General features: G+C 66.7%; 17 protein-coding genes. 13 read left to right on the plus strand and 4 right to left on the minus strand.

The window, feature by feature from the left end; all coding sequences use genetic code 11:
* Nucleotides 1–16: 16 nt before the first annotated feature.
* Together AYJ57_RS11560 and AYJ57_RS11565 are read right to left on the minus strand one after the other, a co-directional pair.
* On the minus strand, nucleotides 17–685 hold the full coding sequence (locus AYJ57_RS11560; protein WP_066105240.1) for a hypothetical protein: 669 nt from the start codon (nucleotides 683–685) through the stop codon (nucleotides 17–19).
* Between the two features lie 67 nt (nucleotides 686–752).
* Nucleotides 753–1,931: an NAD(P)/FAD-dependent oxidoreductase gene (locus AYJ57_RS11565; RefSeq protein WP_066107019.1), complete on the minus strand. Its 1,179-nt coding sequence runs from the start codon at nucleotides 1,929–1,931 to the stop codon at nucleotides 753–755.
* 164 nt (nucleotides 1,932–2,095) lie between these two features.
* On the opposite strand from AYJ57_RS11565, the gene ftsW reads away from it, so the two are divergent.
* From ftsW to recN, 13 genes are all read left to right on the plus strand, one after another.
* Nucleotides 2,096–3,262 (plus strand): putative lipid II flippase FtsW, encoded by a 1,167-nt coding sequence (gene ftsW, locus AYJ57_RS11570; RefSeq protein ID WP_066105244.1) that lies wholly within the window; start codon nucleotides 2,096–2,098, stop codon nucleotides 3,260–3,262.
* Nucleotides 3,263–3,413: 151 nt separating this feature from the next.
* Entirely contained in the window at nucleotides 3,414–4,592 is a 1,179-nt protein-coding gene (locus AYJ57_RS11575) for a UDP-N-acetylglucosamine--N-acetylmuramyl-(pentapeptide) pyrophosphoryl-undecaprenol N-acetylglucosamine transferase (RefSeq protein WP_083191226.1), read from the plus strand.
* A gap of 32 nt (nucleotides 4,593–4,624) precedes the next feature.
* Nucleotides 4,625–6,022, plus strand: coding sequence for a UDP-N-acetylmuramate--L-alanine ligase (gene murC / locus AYJ57_RS11580; RefSeq protein ID WP_066105246.1), 1,398 nt, complete (start codon nucleotides 4,625–4,627; stop codon nucleotides 6,020–6,022).
* 13 nt (nucleotides 6,023–6,035) lie between these two features.
* Nucleotides 6,036–6,263, plus strand: coding sequence for a hypothetical protein (locus AYJ57_RS11585; RefSeq protein ID WP_157374065.1), 228 nt, complete (start codon nucleotides 6,036–6,038; stop codon nucleotides 6,261–6,263).
* Nucleotides 6,264–6,505: 242 nt separating this feature from the next.
* Nucleotides 6,506–6,751: a DUF2484 family protein gene (locus AYJ57_RS11590; RefSeq protein ID WP_066105251.1), complete on the plus strand. Its 246-nt coding sequence runs from the start codon at nucleotides 6,506–6,508 to the stop codon at nucleotides 6,749–6,751.
* Nucleotides 6,752–6,800: 49 nt separating this feature from the next.
* A complete protein-coding gene (murB, locus tag AYJ57_RS11595) occupies nucleotides 6,801–7,739 on the plus strand; it encodes a UDP-N-acetylmuramate dehydrogenase (RefSeq protein ID WP_066105255.1) in 939 nt (312 codons plus the stop codon).
* A 259-nt stretch (nucleotides 7,740–7,998) separates the two neighbouring features.
* A complete protein-coding gene (locus AYJ57_RS11600; protein WP_442974572.1) occupies nucleotides 7,999–8,877 on the plus strand; it encodes a D-alanine--D-alanine ligase in 879 nt (292 codons plus the stop codon).
* Nucleotides 8,865–9,788 (plus strand): cell division protein FtsQ/DivIB, encoded by a 924-nt coding sequence (locus AYJ57_RS11605; protein ID WP_224899188.1) that lies wholly within the window; start codon nucleotides 8,865–8,867, stop codon nucleotides 9,786–9,788. Before AYJ57_RS11600 ends, AYJ57_RS11605 begins: the two co-directional genes overlap by 13 nt.
* Nucleotides 9,788–11,119 (plus strand): cell division protein FtsA, encoded by a 1,332-nt coding sequence (gene ftsA / locus AYJ57_RS11610; protein WP_066105261.1) that lies wholly within the window; start codon nucleotides 9,788–9,790, stop codon nucleotides 11,117–11,119. The genes AYJ57_RS11605 and ftsA overlap by 1 nt, the downstream gene beginning before the upstream one ends.
* Before the next feature lie 417 nt (nucleotides 11,120–11,536).
* A complete protein-coding gene (gene ftsZ, locus AYJ57_RS11615) occupies nucleotides 11,537–13,237 on the plus strand; it encodes a cell division protein FtsZ (RefSeq protein WP_066105264.1) in 1,701 nt (566 codons plus the stop codon).
* A 267-nt stretch (nucleotides 13,238–13,504) separates the two neighbouring features.
* On the plus strand, nucleotides 13,505–14,425 hold the full coding sequence (lpxC, locus tag AYJ57_RS11620; protein ID WP_066107024.1) for a UDP-3-O-acyl-N-acetylglucosamine deacetylase: 921 nt from the start codon (nucleotides 13,505–13,507) through the stop codon (nucleotides 14,423–14,425).
* 113 nt (nucleotides 14,426–14,538) lie between these two features.
* On the plus strand, nucleotides 14,539–15,393 hold the full coding sequence (locus tag AYJ57_RS11625; protein ID WP_066105267.1) for an outer membrane protein assembly factor BamD: 855 nt from the start codon (nucleotides 14,539–14,541) through the stop codon (nucleotides 15,391–15,393).
* A 56-nt stretch (nucleotides 15,394–15,449) separates the two neighbouring features.
* Nucleotides 15,450–17,102, plus strand: coding sequence for a DNA repair protein RecN (gene recN / locus AYJ57_RS11630; protein ID WP_066105269.1), 1,653 nt, complete (start codon nucleotides 15,450–15,452; stop codon nucleotides 17,100–17,102).
* A gap of 221 nt (nucleotides 17,103–17,323) precedes the next feature.
* On the opposite strand, the gene AYJ57_RS11635 is transcribed toward recN, so the two are convergent.
* Both AYJ57_RS11635 and AYJ57_RS11640 read right to left on the minus strand, forming a co-directional pair.
* Complete coding sequence (locus AYJ57_RS11635; protein WP_066105272.1) at nucleotides 17,324–20,404, minus strand: valine--tRNA ligase; 3,081 nt, start codon at nucleotides 20,402–20,404, stop codon at nucleotides 17,324–17,326.
* 147 nt (nucleotides 20,405–20,551) lie between these two features.
* Nucleotides 20,552–22,117, minus strand: coding sequence for a hypothetical protein (locus tag AYJ57_RS11640; RefSeq protein WP_066105275.1), 1,566 nt, complete (start codon nucleotides 22,115–22,117; stop codon nucleotides 20,552–20,554).
* Nucleotides 22,118–22,204 lie beyond the last annotated feature (87 nt).

A 22,204-nucleotide genomic window follows, 5' to 3' on the forward strand; every position in this document is an offset into this window, starting at 1 on the left:
GCCCGGCGCGGGCCGCTCAGGGCTGGCGCATCTCGCGCAGCAGCCCGTCAGCCAGCGCCTGCGGGTGCACCACGCCAAGCTGCGCGGGGATCTTCGGCAGGCGAAGGATACGCGAGATGGCAAAACGGTGCGCGCCGCCGCTGGCGCGCAGCAGCGTGCCGTCGCGCCCCACGTGCACCAGGATGCCGCCATGTTCGCGCCGGAAGTATTCGGGCAGTTCGGTGCGCGCCAGCAGGCGGCCTCGGCGGCGGGTTTCCTCGAACACCTGATCGAGCCGCTCGTAGCGCGCCACGAGGTCCTCTTCGGTGGCGCATTCATCCGGCACGCCGCCCTGATTGATCTCGTCGAGCAGCTTCTGGAACAGCGGCGTGTCGCGCCACGGCGTGCCGCCCTCGAAATGCATGCGGCAGCTGATCAGCTTGATGTGATCCTCGACCGGGCGGCGCTTGAGATCCCAGTCGCCGGGGACGACCATGCCGCTCTGGCGGCGGCGCATCTTCGGCGAGCCGGTGTAGAGGTGGTTGACGGTCATCGGATCGACGTGGATCAGCTCGTCCGACATCGGTGCCTCGGCGCCATAGCGCCAGCGGTTCATCAGGTCGCGGACAAACTTGCGCGGCACCTGCGCGTGCAGGTCACGCAGCCAGTTTGTGGGATAGAGCGTGGGATGGTCCGCGAAAGCCATGGTGTCGTCCAATGTGAAGATCGGATGACAAAATGTAACGGCGCGATGACGAATTCAAGGCCCGGCGTCAGCCAGCGGCGATGGATTGCCCGGCGGCTGCGCCCGAGGCCCAGGCCCATTGGAAGTTGTACCCGCCGAGCCAGCCGGTGACATCCACCGCCTCGCCGATGAAATAGAGGCCCGCTTGGGTTTTCGAGCCCATGCTGCGGCTGTCGAGCCCATCGGTATCGACCCCGCCCAGCGTGACCTCGGCGGTGCGCCAGCCTTCCGAACCGGAGGGGCGCAGAACCCATGCCTGTAGCGCCTCGGCCAGCGCCGCGGCACGCTTATCGGAGAGGTCGGCGAGATTGCCGGAAAGGTCGAGGTGATCCGCAAGATGGCCGACCAGCCGTTCGGGCAGGATTTGCCGCATCTCGGTGGTCAGCGCGCGCTTGCCCGCGCCCTTGCGCGCGGCGCGCAGATGCGCGGCGGGATCGAGGGCAGGGGAGAGATTGACGGTGATCTCCTCACCCTCGTGCCAATAGCTCGACGCTTGCAGGATCGACGGCCCCGACAGGCCGCGATGGGTAAAGAGCAGCGCCTCGTCGAAGCTGGTGCCGCCCGCCGTGACCCGCGCGGGCAGCGCGACGCCGGCAAGATCGGCAAAGCGTCCTTCGGGGAAGGTCAGCGGCACGAGGCCGGGGCGGGGCGCGATCAGCGCGTGGCCGAACTGGCGGGCAATGTCATAGGCGAGCCCCGTCGCGCCCATCTTGGGGATCGACCGCCCGCCGGTGGCCACCACGAGGTTCCTTGCCCGGATCACCGTCTCACGCCCCTCGCGCTCGACCCGGGCGGTGTAGAGGCCATCGGCATGGGTCAGATCCCGCAGCGAAGTCTGCAGCCACAGCTCGGCGCCCGCGGCCTCCATCTCGCGCAGCAGCATGGCGACGATCTGCGTCCCCTTGCCGTCGCAGAAAAGCTGCCCGAGGGTCTTTTCATGCCATGCGATGCCGTGGCGCGAGACCAGTTCGATGAAATCCCACTGGCTGTAGCGTGCCAGTGCGGATTTGCAGAAATGCGGGTTCTGCGACAGGAAGCGCGAGGGCTCGGTGCCGAGGTTGGTGAAATTGCAGCGCCCGCCGCCTGAAATGCGGATCTTCTCGCCAGGCGCGCGCGCGTGATCAATGACCAGCGTGCCCGGCCCCGCGTGGGCGGCACACATCATGCCAGCCGCGCCGGCGCCGAGAATGAGCGTGTTGATCTCCATGCCGCCCTGAAACACCGGATCGCGCCGCGCTGCAAGAGCGGGCAGGGGGCCGATGCAGAGCACAGGAGGGCCGCCGCGTACTTCCCAAACGGCACGGCAGGTGCTAGCCTCTCGCTCAAGATCCGGGAAAACCCGGACGATCAGGCAAATTGAGCGGTATTCCCATGACGGAAATGGTCTACGGCGCGGTCTCCGTGCGCGATGGCGAACCTGTCCTGCCCAAATGGTGGCGGACGGTGGACAGATGGTCGCTGTCCTGCATTCTTATGCTTTTCGGGGTCGGCATCCTGCTGGGCCTTGCGGCGTCGCCGCCGCTGGCCGAGCGCAACGGCTTTGCGCCCTTCCATTACGTGCAGCGGCAGGCGCTGTTCGGCGGGCTGGCGCTGACGGCGATGTTCCTCACGTCAATGATGACGCCGGTGATGGTGCGCCGCGCGGCGGTGATCGGCTTTCTTTTCGCCTTCGCCTCGCTGCTGGCGCTGCCGTTCCTCGGCACCGACTTCGGCAAGGGCGCGGTGCGCTGGTACTCGCTGGGCTTTGCCAGCGTGCAGCCGTCGGAATTCCTCAAGCCCGCCTTCGTGATCGTCGCCGCATGGCTGATGGCCGCAAGCCAGGAGATCGGCGGGCCTCCGGGCAAACTGTGGTCCTTCGGCCTGATGTGCGCGATCGTCATCACCTTGGCATTGCAGCCCGATTTCGGTCAGGCCTGCCTCATCCTCTTTTCCTGGGGCGTGATGTGGTTCGTCGGCGGCGCGCCGATGTTCCTGCTGGTCTGCCTTGCCGGGCTGGTGGTTCTGGGCGGCACCTTCGCCTATAACAACTCCGAGCACTTCGCGCGGCGCATCGACGGCTTCCTGACGCCGGATGTCGATCCCAACACCCAGCTTGGCTATGCCACCAACGCCATCCGCGAGGGCGGGTTTTTCGGCGTCGGCGTGGGCGAGGGGCAGGTGAAATGGTCGCTGCCCGATGCGCATACCGACTTCATCATCGCGGTTGCGGCCGAGGAATACGGGCTGGTGCTGGTGATGGTGATCATCGCGCTTTACGCCACTGTGGTGGTGCGCTCGATGACCCGGCTGATGCGTGAGCGCGACCCCTTCATCCGGCTCGCCGGGACCGGGCTTGCCGCCATCTTCGGCGTGCAGGCGATGATCAACATGGGCGTCGCGGTGCGCTTGCTGCCCGCCAAGGGCATGACGCTGCCCTTCGTCAGCTACGGCGGCTCGTCGCTGATCGCGGGCGGCATCGCCGTGGGCATGTTGCTGGCCTTCACCCGCTCGCGTCCGCAGGGCGAGATCGGCGAGATCCTGCGTGCGCGCATGCGCTGAGCCATAGCGCGGGCTGCGGTGCTTTCCCGCCGCGGCCCGCTGCGATAAACGGGCGCGAAATCGTGGTGCCGCGCCCGAGTCAGAGTATCGGTCAAGTGCGGTGGTGAAGCAGAGGCAGCGGGGCGTCAGACCCCGCAGAGAGGTCGAGTATATGGCGGAACAAAGCAGGCGCCCCCTTCTGGTCATCGCGGCCGGCGGCACGGGCGGGCATATGTTCCCCGCACAGGCGCTGGCCGAGATCATGCTGCGGCGTGGCTGGCGGGTGAAGCTCTCGACCGACGCGCGCGGCGCGCGCTACACCGGCGGCTTCCCCCATTCCACGGAAATCGAAGAGGTCAGTTCGGCCACTTTCGCGCGCGGCGGGATGATGTCGAAGATCACCGTGCCACTGAAGGTCGGCCGGGGCATCCTGTCGATGGCGCGCCGGTTCCGCCGTGACCGCCCCAATGTGGTGGTGGGCTTTGGCGGCTACCCGTCGATCCCGGCGCTTGGCGCGGCGCGGCTGCTGAAGCTGCCCTCGATGATCCATGAACAGAACGGCGTGCTCGGCCGGGTGAACGAGATCTTCGCCAAGAAGGTCAACGCGGTGGCCTGCGGCACATGGCCGACCAAGCTGCCCGAAGGGGTCGAGGGCATTCCCGTCGGCAACCCGGTGCGCAGCGCCGTGCGCGAGCGGGCGGCGGCGGGCTATATCCCGCCGGGCGATTACCCGATGTCGCTGCTGGTGATTGGCGGCTCGCAGGGCGCGCGCATCCTGTCGGATGTGGTGCCCCCGGCGATCGAGCGGCTGCCGATGGAGATCCTGCGGCACCTGCGGGTCAGCCATCAGGCGCGCGACGAAGATGGTGAGCGCGTCGCCAAATTCTACTACGAGCACGGCATCGACGCCGATGTGCAGCCCTTCTTCACCGATGTTCCGACGCGCATGTCCGAGGCGCAGCTGGTGATCTCGCGCTCGGGCGCCTCGTCGGTGGCGGATATCTCGGTGATCGGGCGGCCCTCGATCCTGATCCCCTACGCGGTGGCGGCGGGCGATCACCAGACAGTCAATGCGCAGGGGCTGGTGGATGCCGGTGCGGCGATCCGCATCCCGGAAAGCAAGCTCTCGGTCGAGGCGATGACCGAGGCGATGGCGGCGGTGCTGGCCAATGGCGAGGGCGCGGCGCAGATGGCCCGGGCGGCGCTGTCGGTCTCGCATCCTGATGCGGCGCTTGGTCTTGCGCAGATGGTTGAAGAACTTGCCGGTTTCGGAACAACCGACGAGTCCGAGCATTATGAAGAAGAACAATACCAAGAACAGGCGGGACAGCAGGAGGCCGGGCCAAGATGAAAGATGAAAGACTTCCCGAAGGAGGCGTGGCCATGAGCCCTGCAACCAAACTTCCGGGCGACGTTGGCCCGATCCATTTCGTCGGCATTGGCGGCATCGGCATGTCCGGCATCGCCGAGGTGCTGCTCAACCACGGCTACGCGGTGCAAGGCTCTGACCTCAAGTGCAGCAAGATCACCGAGCGGCTGGTCAATCTGGGTGCCGTGATCTTCGAGGGTCAGCGCGCCGAGAACCTCGAGAACGCCGAGGTGGTGGTGATCTCTTCGGCGATCAAGCCGGGCAACCCCGAGCTTGACGAGGCACGGCGCCGCGGTCTGCCGGTGGTGCGCCGGGCCGAGATGCTGGCCGAGCTGATGCGCCTCAAGTCCAACATCGCGGTCGCCGGCACGCACGGCAAGACCACGACCACGACCATGGTCGCCACGCTGCTTGATGCGGGCGGGCTCGACCCGACGGTGATCAACGGCGGCATCATCCACGCCTATGGCTCGAACGCGCGTGTGGGGCTGGGTGAGTGGATGGTGGTCGAGGCCGACGAGAGCGACGGCACCTTCAACCGTCTGCCCGCGACCATCGCCATCGTCACCAACATCGACCCCGAGCACATGGAGCACTGGGGCTCGATCGAGAAGCTGCGCGACGGCTTTTACCAGTTCGTGTCGAACATCCCCTTCTACGGTCTGGCGGTGTGCTGCACCGACCACCCCGAGGTGCAGGCACTGGTGGGCCGGGTGAGCGACCGCCGCGTGACCACCTACGGCTTCAACGCGCAGGCCGATGTGCGGGCGATCAACCTGCGCTATGAAAAGGGCGTGGCGCATTTCGATGTCGCCTTCCAGGTCGAAGACATGGTGATCGAGGGCTGCACCCTGCCGATGCCGGGTGATCACAACGTCTCGAACGCGCTGTCGGCTGTGGCCATCGCCCGCCATCTGGGCATGACCGCTGATGAGATCCGTGCCGCGCTGGCGGGCTTCGGCGGTGTGAACCGCCGCTTCACCCGTGTCGGCGAAGTGAATGGTGTGACGATCATCGACGATTACGGCCACCACCCGGTGGAGATCGCCGCGGTGCTGAAAGCCGCGCGGCAGGCCTCGGAGGGCCGGGTCATCGCCGTACACCAGCCGCACCGCTACTCGCGCCTGCATTCGCTGTTCGACGATTTCTGCACCTGCTTCAACGAGGCCGATGTGGTGGCCATTGCCGAGGTCTATGGCGCGGGCGAGGACCCGATCGAGGGTGCGACCCGCGACGATCTGGTCGCCGGGCTGATCCGCCACGGCCACCGTCATGCGCGCGCGATCATCAGCGAGGATGACCTCGAACGGCTGGTGCGCGAGCAGGCGCGTCCGGGCGACATGGTTGTCTGCCTCGGCGCGGGCACGATCTCGACGTGGGCCAACAACCTGCCGGCACGGCTGGAGAAATGAGCAGGGCGCGCCCGTGACGTTGCTCTGGGCCATCGCGGGCGTGATCGTCTTGCTGGCGGCGGTGGCGGTGCTGGGGATCCTGCGCCGCCTCGTCTTTTTCTTTGCGCTGGCGTTCTTCGGGCTGCTGGCGCTGCAGATCCACCATGACCCCTCGGGCAGCGCGGCGCTTATCGCCAGCACCGGCGGAGGGCTGCTGGTGGCATGGCCGGTGCGGCGGTTCCTGATGGGGATGCTGGTCTGAGGTGAGGCGGGCGAGCGCTGGCCCGTGGGGTGGCGCTGCTGCGTTTGTTGAGCGCGCTTTCTGCTGGCCAAGTCCGACGAATAGTGGAGCGCCGCGCCAGATGGCCAAAGCGCCAGCCCGCCGGGACGGGCCAGCGCTCGCCCGGCGGCTTCGCCTTGACTCCGGGCGGCCACCAACCTCGCGGGTGGCTTGCGACCCACCGGAACCTGCGCCACTCTGGTCCGAGCTGCCGGAGATGCCGCATGACCCCATCGCTCTTTCTTGCCTGCCTCTGGCTGGTGCTGGCCAATGTGCTGGCGATGATCCCCTCGCGCGACAACCACTGGACCCGCGCCTATGCGCTGATCGCGCTTGGGCTGCCTCTGCTCGGCTGGGTGTGGTGGCAGAACGGGGTGTGGGTGGCGCTGCTGGTGCTGCTTGCGGGGGCCAGCGTGCTGCGCTGGCCGGTGCTCTATCTCTGGCGCTGGCTGCGTGGGCGCATCGCCTGAGCCGCACGGGCTCTTTACCCTTGCGGCGGAACAGGTCAGAACGCTGCGCATGATTGATCAGCTTCCCCCCGTTCGCGGTCGCCTGACGACAGGCCGCCCGCTGTCCGAACTCACTTGGCTGCGCGTCGGCGGGCCTGCCGAGGTTCTGTTCCAGCCCGCCGATCTGGAGGACCTGCAGCAGTTCCTTGCGGCGCTGCCTGCGGATGTGCCGGTGTTCCCGATGGGCGTCGGCTCGAACCTCATCGTGCGCGATGGCGGCCTGCGCGGCGTGGTGATCCGGCTCGGACGCGGCTTCAACGGCACCGAGATCGAGGGCACGCGCGTCACCTCCGGCGCGGCCGCGCTGGATGCGCAGGTGGCCAAGCGTGCGGCGGCGGCGGGTGTCGATCTGACCTTCCTGCGCACCATCCCCGGCTCGATCGGCGGCGCGGTGCGGATGAACGCGGGCTGCTACGGCACCTATGTGGCCGACCATCTGGTGGAGATCAAAGCTGTGCTGCGCGACGGCACGCTGGTGACGATTCCCGCCGCCGATCTGCGGCTGGAGTACCGCCAGTCGCAGCTGCCCGAGGGCGCGGTTGTGGTCGAGGCGGTGTTCGAAGGCGTGGCCGGTGAGCCTGATGAGTTGATGGCGCGCATGGAGGCGCAGGTCAAAAAGCGCGACGAGACCCAGCCCACCAAGGATCGCACCGCCGGCTCAACCTTCCGCAATCCGGCGGGCTTCAGCTCCACCGGCAAGGCCGATGACACCCATGATCTCAAGGCGTGGAAGGTGATCGACGAGGCCGGGATGCGCGGGGCGACGCGGGGCGGGGCGCAGATGAGCCCCATGCATTCCAACTTCCTTGTGAACACCGGCGAGGCAAGCGCCGCGGATCTTGAGGGTCTGGGTGAGGAAGTTCGAAAAAGGGTTTTCCAACACAGTGGTTTGCAGCTACAGTGGGAAATCATGCGGGTCGGCGATCCGCTGGAAAACGAGGGCGGCTAACGCCCCGGCACCCGTTCCCGGATCGGCGCAAAGCCCATCCATATAAGGCAGGCGGGATGCATTGAACGAGGCGGCAGTCTTCCCCGGAAATACAGGGTCGCACGCCGTGGTGAATCCGACTCGCGGGCCGAATTGAGCGGTGCGCGAGATGCTCGACCGGGGCGAACCCCGGCGACACACATGACGGGGCGCAAAAGCCCCGCACAACGAGGCAGTTTTGGGGATGTCGAGCAGGGCAGCTCCCAAAGTGGCGGTATTGATGGGCGGACCCTCGGCTGAACGCGAGGTGTCGCTGAGTTCCGGTCAGGAATGCGCCGCCGCTTTGCGGGACGAGGGATTTGACGTGATCGAGATCGACGCGGGGCCTGATCTGGCCGCGCGGCTGAAGGATCTGTCTCCCGACGTCGTCTTCAACGCACTTCACGGTCGCTGGGGCGAGGATGGATGCGTGCAGGGCATGCTGGAGTGGCTCCGCATCCCCTATACGCACTCTGGTGTGCTGTCTTCCGCGCTGGCGATGGACAAGGACCGCTCCAAGCAGGTCTATCGCGCCGCCGGTCTGCCGGTGGTCGAAAGCGTGCTGGCGGATAAGGCCGAGGTTTGCGCCCGTCACGTGATGGCACCGCCCTATGTGGTGAAGCCCTACAACGAGGGCAGCTCGGTCGGCGTCTATCTGGTGATGGACGGGGCCAATACGCCGCCGCAGCTGTCCGAAGAGATGCCGCAGACGGTGATGGTCGAGACCTATGCGCCGGGCCGCGAGCTGACCACCACGGTGCTGGGCGATCAGGCGCTGACCGTCACCGACATCATCACTGACGGCTGGTACGACTACGACGCCAAGTACAAAGCGGGCGGCTCGCGCCACGAGGTGCCCGCCAACGTGCCGCAGGAGATCTTTGATGCCTGCCTCGATTATGCGGTGCGCGCGCATAAGGCGCTTGGCTGCCGCGGCCTCAGCCGCACCGATTTCCGCTGGGACGAGAGCCGCGGCCTTGATGGGCTGGTGCTGCTCGAGACCAACACCCAGCCGGGCATGACGCCCACCTCGCTGGCGCCCGAACAGGCGCAGGCGTCGGGCATGTCCTTCGGCGCGCTCTGCCGCTGGATGGTGGAGGACGCCTCATGCGACAGGTAGGGGCCGCCCCGGCGCGGATGCCGCGCCCGCAGAAGTCTCGCCCGCAGCAGGTGCATCGTTCGGACCCGGCGCCGTCGCGGCTGAAGTACCGGCTTGAGCGGTTGATGCTGACGCCGCTCTTTCGCTTCACGCTGCACATCGGCATGCCGTTCCTGATCGGCGTTGGCGGGGCGGCGGCGTATTTCTCTGTCGACAGCAACCGCGAGGCCTTTGTCGGTGCCATCATGTCGGTGCGCGACCAGATCGAGGCACGGCCCGAGTTCCGTGTGAACCTCATGGCGATCGACGGGGCCAGCGACGGCGTTGCGGCGGATGTGCGCGAAATTCTGTCGCTCGACTTCCCGCTCAGCTCCTTCGATCTCGACCTCGACCAGATGCGCGAGATCATCACCGGCCTCGATGCGGTGAAATCCGCGAGCCTGCGGATCACGCAGGGCGGGGTGCTCGAGGTGAATGTGGTCGAGCGTGTGCCGGTGGTGCTGTGGCGCGGGCTGCGCGGGCTGGAACTGCTCGACGAGGGCGGCGCGCTGGTGGGACCTGCCGGGCGCCGTGCGAGCCACGCCGATCTTCCGGTGATCGCTGGCACGGGCGCCGAAGCGCATGTGCCCGAGGCGCTGGACCTCTTTGCCGCCGCCGCACCGCTGGCCGGGCGGCTGCGCGGCCTCGAGCGGGTCGGGCTGCGGCGCTGGGATCTTGTTCTGGATAAGGGGCAGCGCGTTCTGCTGCCCGAAGAAGGCGCCGTTCAGGCGCTCGAAAGAGCCATGGCGATGGACGGCGCCGTGGACATGCTGTCGCGCGATATCGCGGCGGTCGATCTGCGCCTCGCGCAGCGTCCGACGCTGCGGCTGAACCATAGCGCGGCGGAAGAATACTGGCGGATCAAGTCCATCGAGACTGGGGAAAAACGATAATGTTCGAGCTATACGAGTCCCAGCGCGCGATGCGCAACATGCGCAAGGCAGCGATGCAGCGCGGCGTGGTGGCGGTTCTGGACGTGGGCAGCTCGAAGATCGCCTGCCTTGTGCTGCGGTTCGACGGCAGCGATCAGGGCGAAGACAGCGGCGTCGGCTCGCTGGCGGGGCAGGCCGGCTTCCGGGTGATCGGCGCAGCCACCACCCGCTCGCGCGGGGTGCGCTTCGGCGAGATCGCGGCGATGAACGAGACCGAGCGCGCGATCCGCACCGCGGTGCAGGCGGCGCAGAAGATGGCGGGCATCCGGGTCGATCACGTGATCGCCTGTTTCTCGGGCGCCGAGCCGCGCAGCTACGGTCTCGACGGGCATGTGAGCGTTGATGGCAACACGGTGACCGAGCAGGACGTGGCGCGGGTGCTCTCGGCCTGCGACGTGCCCGAGGTTGGGCATGGCCGCGAGGTGATGCACGCGCAGCCGGTGAACTTCGCGCTCGACCATCGCTCGGGGCTGAGCGATCCGCGCGGGCAGATCGGTCGCGAACTGACCTGCGACATGCACATGCTGACGGTCAACGCGCAGGCGATCCAGAACCTCGCGCATTGCGTCAAACGCTGCGACCTGGAACTCGCGGGCATCGCCAGCTCGGCCTATGTGTCGGGCGTGGCGGCGCTGGTGGAGGACGAGCAAGAGCTTGGTGCGGCCTGTATCGACATGGGGGGCGGCGCCACTGGCGTGTCGATCTTCATGAAGAAGCACATGATCTACGGCGATGCGGTGCCCATGGGCGGCGATCACGTCACCGGCGACATCTCCATGGGGCTGCAGATCCCCATGGCCATGGCCGAGCGGATCAAGACCTTCTACGGCGGCGTGCATGCCACCGGGATGGATGATCGCGAGATGATCGAGATCTCGGGCGATACCGGCGATTGGCACCATGACCGGCGGCAGGTGAGCCGCGCCGAACTGATCGGCATCATGCGCCCGCGCGTCGAGGAGATCCTCGAAGAAGTGCGCGCCTGTCTCGATGCGGCGGGCTTCGAGCATCTGCCCAGCCAGCAGATCGTGCTGACCGGCGCTGCGAGCCAGATCCCCGGCCTTGATGGGCTGGCGAGCCGCATCCTTGGCAGTCAGGTCCGGCTGGGCCGCCCGATGCGTGTGCACGGCCTGCCGCAGGCCGCCACCGGACCGGGCTTTGCCTCGGCGGTGGGGATGTGCCTCTTTGCTGCGCATCCGCAGGACGAATGGTGGGACTTCGAGATCCCGGTCGAGCGTTACCCGGCCCGTTCGCTGATGCGCGCGGTGAAGTGGTTCCGCGAGAACTGGTAAGAGAGCGGGGCAGGGCGGCTCGCGGGCCGCTCAAACCCTCGCGAGATTGCGGTTTTCTTGCGGTGTTCACGCAATATTCCCGGTGACGCCAATTCGGGCCGATGCTAATTTGAAGACATGATCCGCACGGAAGATGCGGGCAGGGGACGTCGAGCAGGCTTCCCAAGACACCGGAAAAGATTCGCCGTTACTGGCCCATGGGGCAGTGGCTCTTTTCTACGTGTTGTGTTGTTGCTGATGCTTTCTGCAAAATTTGGTGCGTTGGGCGAAATCTCGCGCGCATAGTCAATCCTATAGCCATATTTCGTGGTAGATCTGTGTTTTTTACGTGACCCAGCCCTAGGATCTCGGTAAGAATTATCCCCAAGGCGCAGGACAGGCGCGAACCAAGTCATAAAACGACAGGCGGAACATCACATGGCACTCAATCTCTCGATGCCCGGTCAGGAAGAGCTGAAGCCCCGGATCACCGTATTCGGCGTCGGCGGAGCCGGTGGCAACGCAGTCAACAACATGATCACCAAGCAACTCGAAGGCGTGGACTTCGTGGTTGCCAACACCGACGCTCAGGCGCTGCAGCAGAGCATGGCGACCGCCAAGGTCCAACTCGGTGTGAAAGTGACCGAAGGCCTCGGCGCGGGCGCACGCCCCTCGGTCGGCTCGGCCGCAGCCGAGGAGAGTATCGAGCAGATCGTCGATCACCTCGCAGGCGCGCATATGTGCTTCATCACCGCCGGCATGGGCGGCGGCACCGGCACCGGCGCAGCACCGATCATCGCGCAGGCCGCGCGTGAACTGGGTGTGCTGACCGTCGGCGTCGTGACCAAGCCCTTCCAGTTCGAAGGCGCAAAGCGCATGCGTCAGGCGGAAGAGGGCGTCGAAACGCTGCAGAAGATGGTCGACACGCTGATCATCATCCCCAACCAGAACCTGTTCCGCCTCGCCAACGAGAAGACCACCTTCACCGAGGCGTTCAGCCTTGCTGACGACGTGCTCTATCAGGGCGTGAAGGGTGTGACCGACCTGATGGTCCGTCCGGGCCTGATCAACCTCGACTTCGCCGACGTTCGCGCCGTGATGGACGAAATGGGCAAGGCGATGATGGGCACCGGCGAGGCCGACGGCGAAGATCGCTCGATCCAGGCGGCCGAGAAGGCAATCGCCAACCCGCTGCTCGACGAGATCAGCCTCAAGGGCGCCAAGGGCGTGCTCATCAACATCACCGGTGGCCACGACCTCACCCTGTTCGAACTCGACGAAGCGGCCAACCGCATCCGCGAGGAAGTGGACGCAGACGCCAACATCATCGTCGGCTCGACGCTGGATGACACGATGGAAGGCCGTATGCGCGTCTCCGTCGTCGCCACCGGCATCGACGCCTCGGCCGTGCAGCACGATATCCCGGTGCCGCGCCGCACCCTCGCGCAGCCGCTGGCCAACACCGAAGAGCAGGCCCCGGCAGCAGAGGCGGCACCGGCTTCGGTCCAGCCCGCAGCGCAGCAGCCCGCCGCAATGGTGGCACAGGCCGCTCCGACCGATCCGCAGGCACAGCAGTACGAAGAAGACGAGCCCTCGCTCTTCGGTGAGATGCCCGCCGCGCAGCAGACCTATCAGGAAGAGGATGTGGTCGAGACCGATGACGGTCTGCCGCCGCCCGCTTACCGTCCGCAGGCCGCGCAACCGCAGCCGCAGCCCAGCACGCTGGAAGCCGCGCCCGAGAGCTTTGTCGCGCCGCGCGCACCGCAGCCCGGTCAGCCTTCGGCGGACACGATGAAGCGCCTGCACGCTGCTGCCGCTCGCAACAACCGTCCGGGCCAGCCCGCCGCTCCGGCGCGTCCGCAGCAGCCCCAGCAGGCTCCGCAGCGCGCCGCCGAGCCCGAGCGTCCCCGCTTTGGGATCAACTCGCTGATCAACCGGATGACCGGCCACGGCCACGAGCAGCAGCCGCAGCAGGGCGCACCCAAAGCCGCCGCACCGGCTGCGCCCCAGCCGCAACCGCAGGCTCGCCGCCAGCCGCCGATGCAGGCGCAGCGTCCGGCCCCCGCTCCGGCGCCCGAAGAGGCCCCCGAGCAGGACCGGATTGAAATCCCGGCCTTCCTGCGGCGCCAGGCAAACTGATAAATTCAGCCCGCGCCCCCTCGCGCGGGCTGACATTTTAAGGCAAGGCACGTCGAAAATCCCTCTCGTAAGAGAGGGTTTTTTGATTTTAAATCAGTAGGTTGCCGAAACATATCCACAGCTGGGCGTGCATCCGCGCATTAGGAAACCCGCATGTTTCACTTCGTTGCAATACTTGATTTGAGAACGTGAGCGCTGGTGAGTATCTCCGTTTGCAACAAAGGCGCGCGCCAGTGGGGAGGGGCGCTCCAACCAAAGGTGACCAAAGTGCAAACGACGATCCGCAGTGCAGTGAGCTTCCAGGGCGTGGGCCTTCATTCCGGCGCGCCTGTCCGGATGACCATTCGCCCGGCTTCTGCCGAGCACGGCATCTGGTTCAAACGCACCGACATCCTTCTGGGCGACGCGCTCGTTCCGGCCCGCTATGACGCGGTCGAGATCTCGCCGCTCTGCACCCTGATCAAAAACCGCGCCGGTGTCTCTGTCTCGACCATCGAGCACGTGATGGCGGCGCTGGCTGGCTGCGGCATCCACAACGCGCTGATCGAGATCGACGGCCCCGAAGTGCCGATCCTCGACGGGTCCGCCGCGCCTTTCGTCCGCGAGATTCTTGCCCGCGGCGTGCGCGAACTGCGCGCCCCTGTGCGCGCCATCGAAATCCTGACCCCCGTCGAAGTGCAGACCGCTGCCGGCTGGGCCCGCCTGTCCCCGGCGCAGGGCACCACGATGGAGTTTCACATCGACTTCGCCGATGCGGCGATCGGCACGCAGGACAAGGTGATCAACCTGGCCAACGGCTCCTTCGTGCGCGAGCTCTGCGACAGCCGCACCTTCTGCCGTCAGTCCGACGTCGAGGCGATGCAGGCCAATGGCAAGGCGCTCGGCGGCACCTATGAGAACGCGGTCGTCGTCGATGGCGACAAGATCCTGTCGCCGGGTGGCCTGCGCCATGCCGACGAGGCGGTGCGCCACAAGATGCTGGACGCGCTTGGCGATCTTTATACCGCGGGCGTGCCGATTCTTGGCCATTACACCGGCTTCAAGGCGGGTCACGCGATCACCAACAAACTGCTGCACGCGCTCTTCGCCACGCCCGACGCATTCCGCATGACGGTCTGCGATTCGCGCATGGCCGCGCGGCTGCCCGGCGCCGGTGTCGAGCGCGACGAAATCCCCGCGGTTGCCTGACGGCGGCGCCGTGCTCAAATCGGCGTTAAGGCGTTTTGCCCCGGATTTTTCTGTGCTAGGACCGTGCCATGGCCCCGAAGCGGGCTCTGCAATGAATGTGAGGTAAGTCGGGCATGGCAGGCGGCAGATCGCGAAATGCGGTGATCGGAGCGGCTTTCTCCGCGATTCTCCTGGTCGGATGTTCGGCCCAGGAACAGCCCGGAATGGGTCCGGGCGGCGTCCCGATGGAGAACTTCACCGCCGAACAGATCTTCGAGCGTGGCGAATACGAAATGGACCGCAGCGACGCAGAGCGCGCGGCTTATTATTTCGGTGAAATCGAGCGTCTCTATCCTTATTCGGACTGGGCCAAGCGCGCCCTGATCATGCAGGCCTACGCCTATCACCGGGCCAAGGACTATGAGAACTCGCGCTCTTCGGCGCAGCGCTACATCGACTTCTATCCCAGCGACGAAGATGCCGCCTATGCGCAGTATCTGCTGGCGCTCTCCTATTACGACCAGATCGAGGAAGTGGGCCGCGACCAGGGGCTGACGTTCCAGGCGCTGCAGTCGCTGCGCACGGTGATCGAACGCTATCCCGATACGGAATACGCGCGCTCCTCGATCCTCAAGTTCGACCTCGCCTTCGACCACCTCGCGGCGAAGGAAATGGAAATCGGGCGCTACTATCTCAAGCGTGAGAACTATGGCGCCGCGATCAGCCGTTTCCGTGTCGTGGTCGAGGATTTCCAGACCACCACCCATACCGCCGAGGCGCTGCACCGGCTGGTCGAGGCCTATCTGTCGCTGGGGCTGACGCAAGAAGCCCAGAGCGCCGGCGCGATCCTTGGTTACAACTACCGTGGAACGCCGTGGTACGAGGACAGCTACAAGCTGCTCACCGGGCGCGGGCTGGAACTGGAAGCGGCGGGCGACAGCTGGCTGGCACAGGTCTATCGTCAGATGGTCAAAGGGCAGTGGCTCTGAGGCTGTGGCTTTGGGGCTGCTAGCCCCTAGGGAGGACGGCGCGCCCGTCTGAATGGATGCTCCGAGCGCTTGAAATCCGCGATCTGCTCATCATCGACCGGCTGGACCTGAGCTTCCAGCCAGGGCTCAACGTGCTGACCGGCGAGACCGGTGCGGGCAAGTCGATCCTGCTCGACAGCCTTGGCTTTGTGCTGGGCTGGCGCGGGCGGGCCGAACTTGTGCGGGCAGGGGCCCAGCAGGGCGAGGTGACGGCGGTTTTCGAGCTGGCCGAAGGCCATGCCGCGCGGGGCGTTCTGGAAGAGGCCGGGCTGCCGGTCTCGGGCGAGTTGATTCTGCGCCGGGTGAACACCGCCGACGGACGCAAGACCGGCTGGGTCAACGACCGCCGTGCCAGCGGCGAGGTGCTGCGGCGCCTGTCCGAGACGCTGGTCGAACTGCACGGCCAGCATGATGACCGCGGGCTGCTCAACCCGTCGGGTCATCGCGATATTCTCGACAGCTATGCCGGGATCGGCGCTGAACTGGGGGCCGCCCGCGCCGCGTGGATCGCGCAGCGGACCGCACGCAAGGCGCTGAGCGATGCCGAGACCGCGCTCGAGGCGGTGCGCGCCGAGGAGGATTTCCTGCGCCACGCCACCGAGGAGTTGGACAAGCTGGCCCCCGAGGTCGGCGAAGAGGCCGAGCTCGACAGCCGCCGCCGCATGATGCAGGGCGCCGAGCGGGTGCGGGCCGATATTTCCCGCGCCAGTCAGGCGCTTGGCTATGAGGGTGCCGAGGGCGCCATGTCCGATGCGCTGCGCTGGCTGGAGGGTGCCTCGGAAGGTGCCGAGGGGCGGCTCGACGGCGCGATCGCCGCGCTGACCCGCGCCATGGCCGAGCTTGACGAGGCCTCGGGCGAGGTGGCCAGCACGCTCGACGCGCTGGAATTCGACCCGCGCACGCTGGAGGACACCGAAGAGCGGCTCTTTGCCATCCGCGGGCTCGCGCGCAAGCATCAGGTGCTGCCGGACGAGCTTGCCGGTCTGCGCGAGACGCTCTCGGCGCGGCTCTCGGCGCTCGACCATTCCGCCGAGGAACTGGACGCGCTGAACGCCGAAGTTCGCCGGACGGAAAACGCCTATGACGCCGCCGCCACCGCGCTGAGCGAGGCGCGCAGCGCCGCCGCCGCGCGGCTCGACAAGGCCGTCGCCACGGAACTGGCACCGCTGAAGATGGAACGCGCGGTGTTCCGGACTGAGGTCACCCGCGCGCCCGAAGGCCCCGAGGGCCGCGACGCTGTCGCCTTCACTGTCGCCACCAACCCCGGCGCGCCCTCCGGCCCGCTGAACAAGATCGCCTCTGGCGGCGAGCTGTCGCGGTTCCTGCTGGCGCTGAAAGTCTGCCTGTCGCAAGAGCAGGGCGGCGACGTGACGATGATCTTTGACGAGATCGACCGCGGCGTCGGCGGCGCCACCGCCGACGCGGTGGGCCGCCGCCTCGCGTCGCTCGCCGCCGAGGGGCAGGTGCTCGTCGTCACCCATTCGCCGCAGGTCGCCGCGCTTGGCGCGCATCACTGGCGCGTGGCCAAGCGGGTGGAGAATGACATCACCCTGTCGTCGGTCACAGCTTTGGCGGCGGATGAGCGCGAGGATGAGATCGCCCGGATGCTTTCTGGCGACACGGTCACCCCAGAGGCGCGGGCGGCAGCGCGGGCGCTGCTGATCGGCTGAGGCGCGCGCGGCGCTGCCGGATTTTGCGTATTTTTGAAGAGAAGAAGCAGGGGCCCGGCGCCTTTGCCCGTCTCTTTGCGCGCAGCTAGGTCCTTCTTCTCTTTCCAAATACGCACGGCGGAGCGCTGCCACGCGCGATGCGCCGGGGCAGGGCGCCGTGCCAAAGGAAAGGCCCGCCCGGGGATACCGGACGGGCCTTCTTATTGTCGTGTCGCCTGAGCTCAGCCCAGCTCGGCGAGGCGCGCCATGGCTTCTTTCAGCTTGGCCTCTTCCTCTTCGCGGGCGGCGAGGTTGTCGCGGGTTTCCTGCACCACCTCTTCCGGCGCGCTTTCGGCGAACTTGGGGTTCTTCAGACGGCCGCGCAGGCCTCCAAGCTCCTTGCCGAGCTTCTGCAGCGCCTTCTCGAGGCGGGCCTTTTCTTCGGCCACGTCGATGATCCCCGCCAGAGGAAGACCAAAAGTGCCGCCGCTGAGCGCCAGTGCCGCCGTGCCCTTGGGCATCTCGTCCACTTCGGTCAGCCCTTCGATGCGCGCGTAGCGCTTCACGAAGGCCTCGTTGGTCTCATAGGCGGCCTTGGCGTCGGGCGTCATGCCCTTGACCACGCAGGGCACATAGAGGCCGGCGGGCACATGCATCTGCGCGCGCGCCGAGCGGATCGCCTCGATCATCCGGATCACCCAGTTGAGCTCGGCGTCGGCCTGCGCGTCCACCATCTCGGCGGCGCTATACGCGGGCCAGTCGGCGTGGATCAGCATTTTCGGCCGGTCGCGCTGCGCCCAGAGCTCTTCGGTGATGAAGGGCATGATCGGGTGCAGCAGGATCAGGCATTGGTCGAAGGCCCAGGCGTAGGTGGCGCGGGTCTCGGCCTTGGCGGCCTCGTCCTCGCCCTGGAACACCGGCTTGGTGAACTCGAGATACCAGTCGCAGAAGGTGCCCCAGACAAAGCCATAGAGCGCCTGCGCCGCGTCGTTGAACCGGTAGTCGGCCAGGGCCGCGTCCACCGTTTCGCGGGTCTTGGCGATCTCGCCCTTGATCCAGCGGTTGAGCGGCAGCGTGGTGTCGGGGATGGCGTCGGAATGCGCCAGGTCGAACACGCCGTTCATCTGCGCAAAGGAGGCGGCGTTCCACAGCTTGGTGCCGAAGTTGCGGTAGCCGGCGATGCGCTGCTTGTCGAGCTTCAGCACGCCGCCGAGCGAGGCCATCGCGGCATTGGTGAAGCGCAGCGCGTCGGCGCCGAACTCGTCGATGATCTCCAGCGGGTCGACGACATTGCCCAGCGACTTGGACATCTTCTTGCCCTTGGCGTCGCGCACCAGGCCGTGCAGGTAGACGTCGTGGAAGGGGATCTCGTCGACCACGGCGAGCTGCATCATCATCATCCGGGCGACCCAGAAGAACAGGATGTCCTGACCGGTGACCAGCACCGAGGTTGGGAAGTACTTGCCCAGCTCCGGCGTCTGCTCGGGCCAGCCGAGCGTGCCGATCGGCCACAGACCCGAGGAGAACCACGTATCCAGAACGTCGGGATCGCGGAACACCGGGATCGCCTGCGGGCGGCGGCGCTGGTCGACGCCGGTGAAATCGGTGCCCTGCTGCAGCAGCGCGGCGAGATGGTCCTCGGCGGCGGCGGCATCCTCGACGATCAGGAACTCGGCGTCCTCGCCGAAGACCGCCTTCATCTGCTCGATCGCCTCATCTTCCGAGGCGGCGCAGAACGAGCGCCATTCGTCGCCCATGCCCGGCGTGTGCCAGACCGGGATCTGGTGGCCCCACCACAGTTGGCGCGAGATGCACCAGGGCTCGATGTTTTCCAGCCAGTGGTAATAGGTCTTCTCGCCGCTCTCGGGCATGATCCGCACGCGGCCCTCGCGCACGGCGTCGAGCGCCGGGCCGACGATCTGCGCGGTGTCGACGAACCACTGGTCGGTGAGCATCGGCTCGATCACCACTTTCGAGCGGTCGCCGAAGGGCTGCATGATCGGCTTGGCCTCGACCAGCGGCACCCATTGCTCGGGCTCGTCCAGCGCCTCGCCGCCTTCCTCGGGGGCGGGCGGTGCCTTGGCCGCCGCCGCGCCGAGCCGCGGGTCGGTGGCCTCGGTCATCACCGCAAGACCTTCTTCGGTGATCTCGGCGATCACCGCCTCACGGGCGGCGAAACGGTCGAGGCCGCGCAGGTGATCGGGCACGAGGTTGAGCTTGTCGACCTCATGCTCGTCGAGCGTCAGCTCGCCGCGGGCGACCTGCTGGGCGATCTCGGCGGCTTCGGCGTAGGGGTGGCCGTCCTCGCGCATGGTCGCGCGGGTGTCCATCAGGCGATAGCAGGGGATGCCACCGCGCTTGGCCACGCCGTAGTCGTTGAAGTCATGCGCGCCAGTGATCTTCACCGCGCCCGAGCCGAAACTTGCATCGGGGTATTCGTCGGTGATGATCGGGATCAGGCGGCGGTGCTCTTTCGGCCCCACGGGGATTTCGCAGAGCTTGCCGACGATCGGCGCATAGCGCTCATCCGAAGGGTGCACCGCGACCGCGCCGTCGCCCAGCATGGTCTCGGGGCGGGTGGTGGCGATGGAGATATAGTCACGCTCTTCGGTGAAGAGCACGTTCCCGTCCTCATCCTTCTCGACGTAGGTGTAGGTCTCGCCGCCCGCCAGCGGGTATTTGAAGTGCCACATGTGGCCGGGCACTTCGATGTTCTCGACCTCGAGGTCGGAAATCGCGGTCTCGAAATGCGGGTCCCAGTTCACCAGCCGCTTGCCGCGGTAGATCAGGCCCTTTTCGTACATGTCGACGAAGACCTTGATCACCGCGTCATGGAAATTGCCGTCCTCGCCCGCCGGGGCGCCCTCGGCGCCGGACATGGTGAAGGCGTTGCGCGACCAGTCGCAGGAAGCGCCGAGGCGCTTGAGCTGATTGATGATCGTGCCGCCGGACTGCTGCTTCCACTGCCAGACCTTCTCGAGGAAGGCCTCGCGGCCCATCTCGCGGCGGGTGGCGTTGTTCTTGTCCTTGGCCAGTTCGCGCTCGACAACCATCTGCGTGGCGATGCCCGCGTGGTCCTGCCCCGGCTGCCAAAGCGTGTCGAAGCCGCGCATCCGGTGCCAGCGCACGAGGATGTCCTGCAGCGTGTTGTTGAACGCGTGGCCCATGTGCAGCGAGCCGGTCACATTGGGCGGCGGGATCATGATGCTGAAGCTCTCGTCGCGCGAGGCGTTGGCCCCGGCCTTGAAGGCTCCGCTGCTTTCCCATGCGTCGTAGATGCGCGCCTCGGCCTCGGCCGCGTTGAAGGTCTTTTCCATCGCCATGGCTGCGTTCCCATGCCTGCTTGTGCTGTTGTCCCGACCCTCCTACCCAAAGCCTTGGGAAAGGGAAAGCGCCCCGTGGCCTTGAGTGGCCCCGAGTGGCCTTGGACGTGCCTTCGCGGGGGAAGCGCAGGGTGTGCGGGCGCGCCCTCAGCCGGCGGCGGCGGCGACCTCGGGGGCCACATGCCACGCCGCCGCACCGGGGGTGCAGAAGTCAGGCAGCGCGCCGGCCCCGTCCTCACGCAGCAGCGCCTCGAGGAGCGGGTAGAGCTGTCCGCGGGCCTTGAGGGTCGCGGCGACGTTGTGGTTGTCCGACGGCACGGTGAAGCGGCGGATGTTCGGCGCTTTCGGGAAACGCTCGGCATGGGCCAGTTCGACCGGCAGGTCGGGGAAGATCAGCTCGTAGCGGCAAGCGCTGTCGAAGCTGCCCATCAAGGACGGTTGGCGCCACGTGCTGATCTGCTCGGAATAGCGAGTCCAGCGGGTGTCGAACGGCGCGATCTCGGGGTGGACCGAATATTGCGGTGCCAGGGCGATACAGCGCGCGGCCCCCAGCGGACGCGACATCTGCGCGGCCAAAAAGCCGCCCATGCTCAGCCCCAGCGTCGACACCTTGCGTCCTGCGCGATGCGGCGCGGTGAGCCGGGCCAGAAGCTCGGGGTCGAGCGCATTGCCCCAGCTGCGGGTCTTGTCGAAGACGAAAAGCTGCGAACCCCAACCACCGGAGGACAGCTTGCGGAACTCCTCGCTCTGCTGGTCGATGCCGCCAAGCCCATGGCCAACGCCCACGAAGGTCACAAGGCACTGCGGCCCGCTGCCTTCGATGCCACTGAGCTTCATCGTCGCGTCCTCGTAGAGCACGGGGATCGCCGGATGATCGAGGATCGAGCCAGTCACCGGCAGCGCGCTTTGCTTTGTCTCTGCGGCGGCTTCGGCGGCAGCGGGCTTGGCTGCGGGCACGGCTGCCTTAACGGCCACCCCTTCTTGCTGCGCCTCGCGCTGCAGGTCCTCGAACCAGCCCTGATCCTCTTCATACCCAAGCTGCTTCAGCACATCGTGCAGCACCGGAAAGCGGGTGAACTGGTCGATGATACGGGCGCGATGCTCGGGCTTGGCCCATTTGCGCTGGCGTTCGGTATCGACCTCGCGCACGCCGTTGAGCGCGCGCTGCAGGCGCTGGGGAATCTCGGCCTTGTGAAAATCGCTGAAGCGCCCCTCGAAGGTCAGCCCCAAACCCTCGGCCAGCATCTGCTGCACGGCCTCGGGATCGCGCACGAGATCTTCGTATTTCAAAAAGAAGATGCCCTGCGGGAAAAGGCCCGATCCGCTGACGCGCATAGAGGCCTCATGCACCGGCAGAAAGCCGGGCGCGGTGAAGGCGGGCACGCGTCCTTCGGGAACGAACCAGCAGTTGTCCGCAGCGACGAAGTAATCATCCGGGACCGAGCGGTGGCGGCTTGTCAGAATGTCGCGCGGATCGCGCAGCATGCAGATCAGGTCGATCCGCTTGCGGCCCTGATTGGCCTGAAACAGCTTTGGAAGATCGAAGATGTCGAAGGGGCGCTTGGTGCATTGATTGCCGGGCAGCTGGATCACGCTGGCGGCAGGCACCTCGCGGTCGAACATCCCATAGCCCTGCAGCGTATTGCGCAGCATGTTGTAGAACAGGGTGCTGCCCGAGCGTCCCTGTCCTGCGATCACAATATGCCTGTCCATGCTGCGCCCCCGTGTGCTGCGGTATCTGCCTGGCTCGATGGCCTCGGGTCTTTGGTCCCGTCTTGGGATCGAGATTGAAGCGGGGGG

The organism is Salipiger sp. CCB-MM3 (assembly GCF_001687105.1).
Taxonomy (GTDB): Bacteria; Pseudomonadota; Alphaproteobacteria; order Rhodobacterales; family Rhodobacteraceae; genus Salipiger.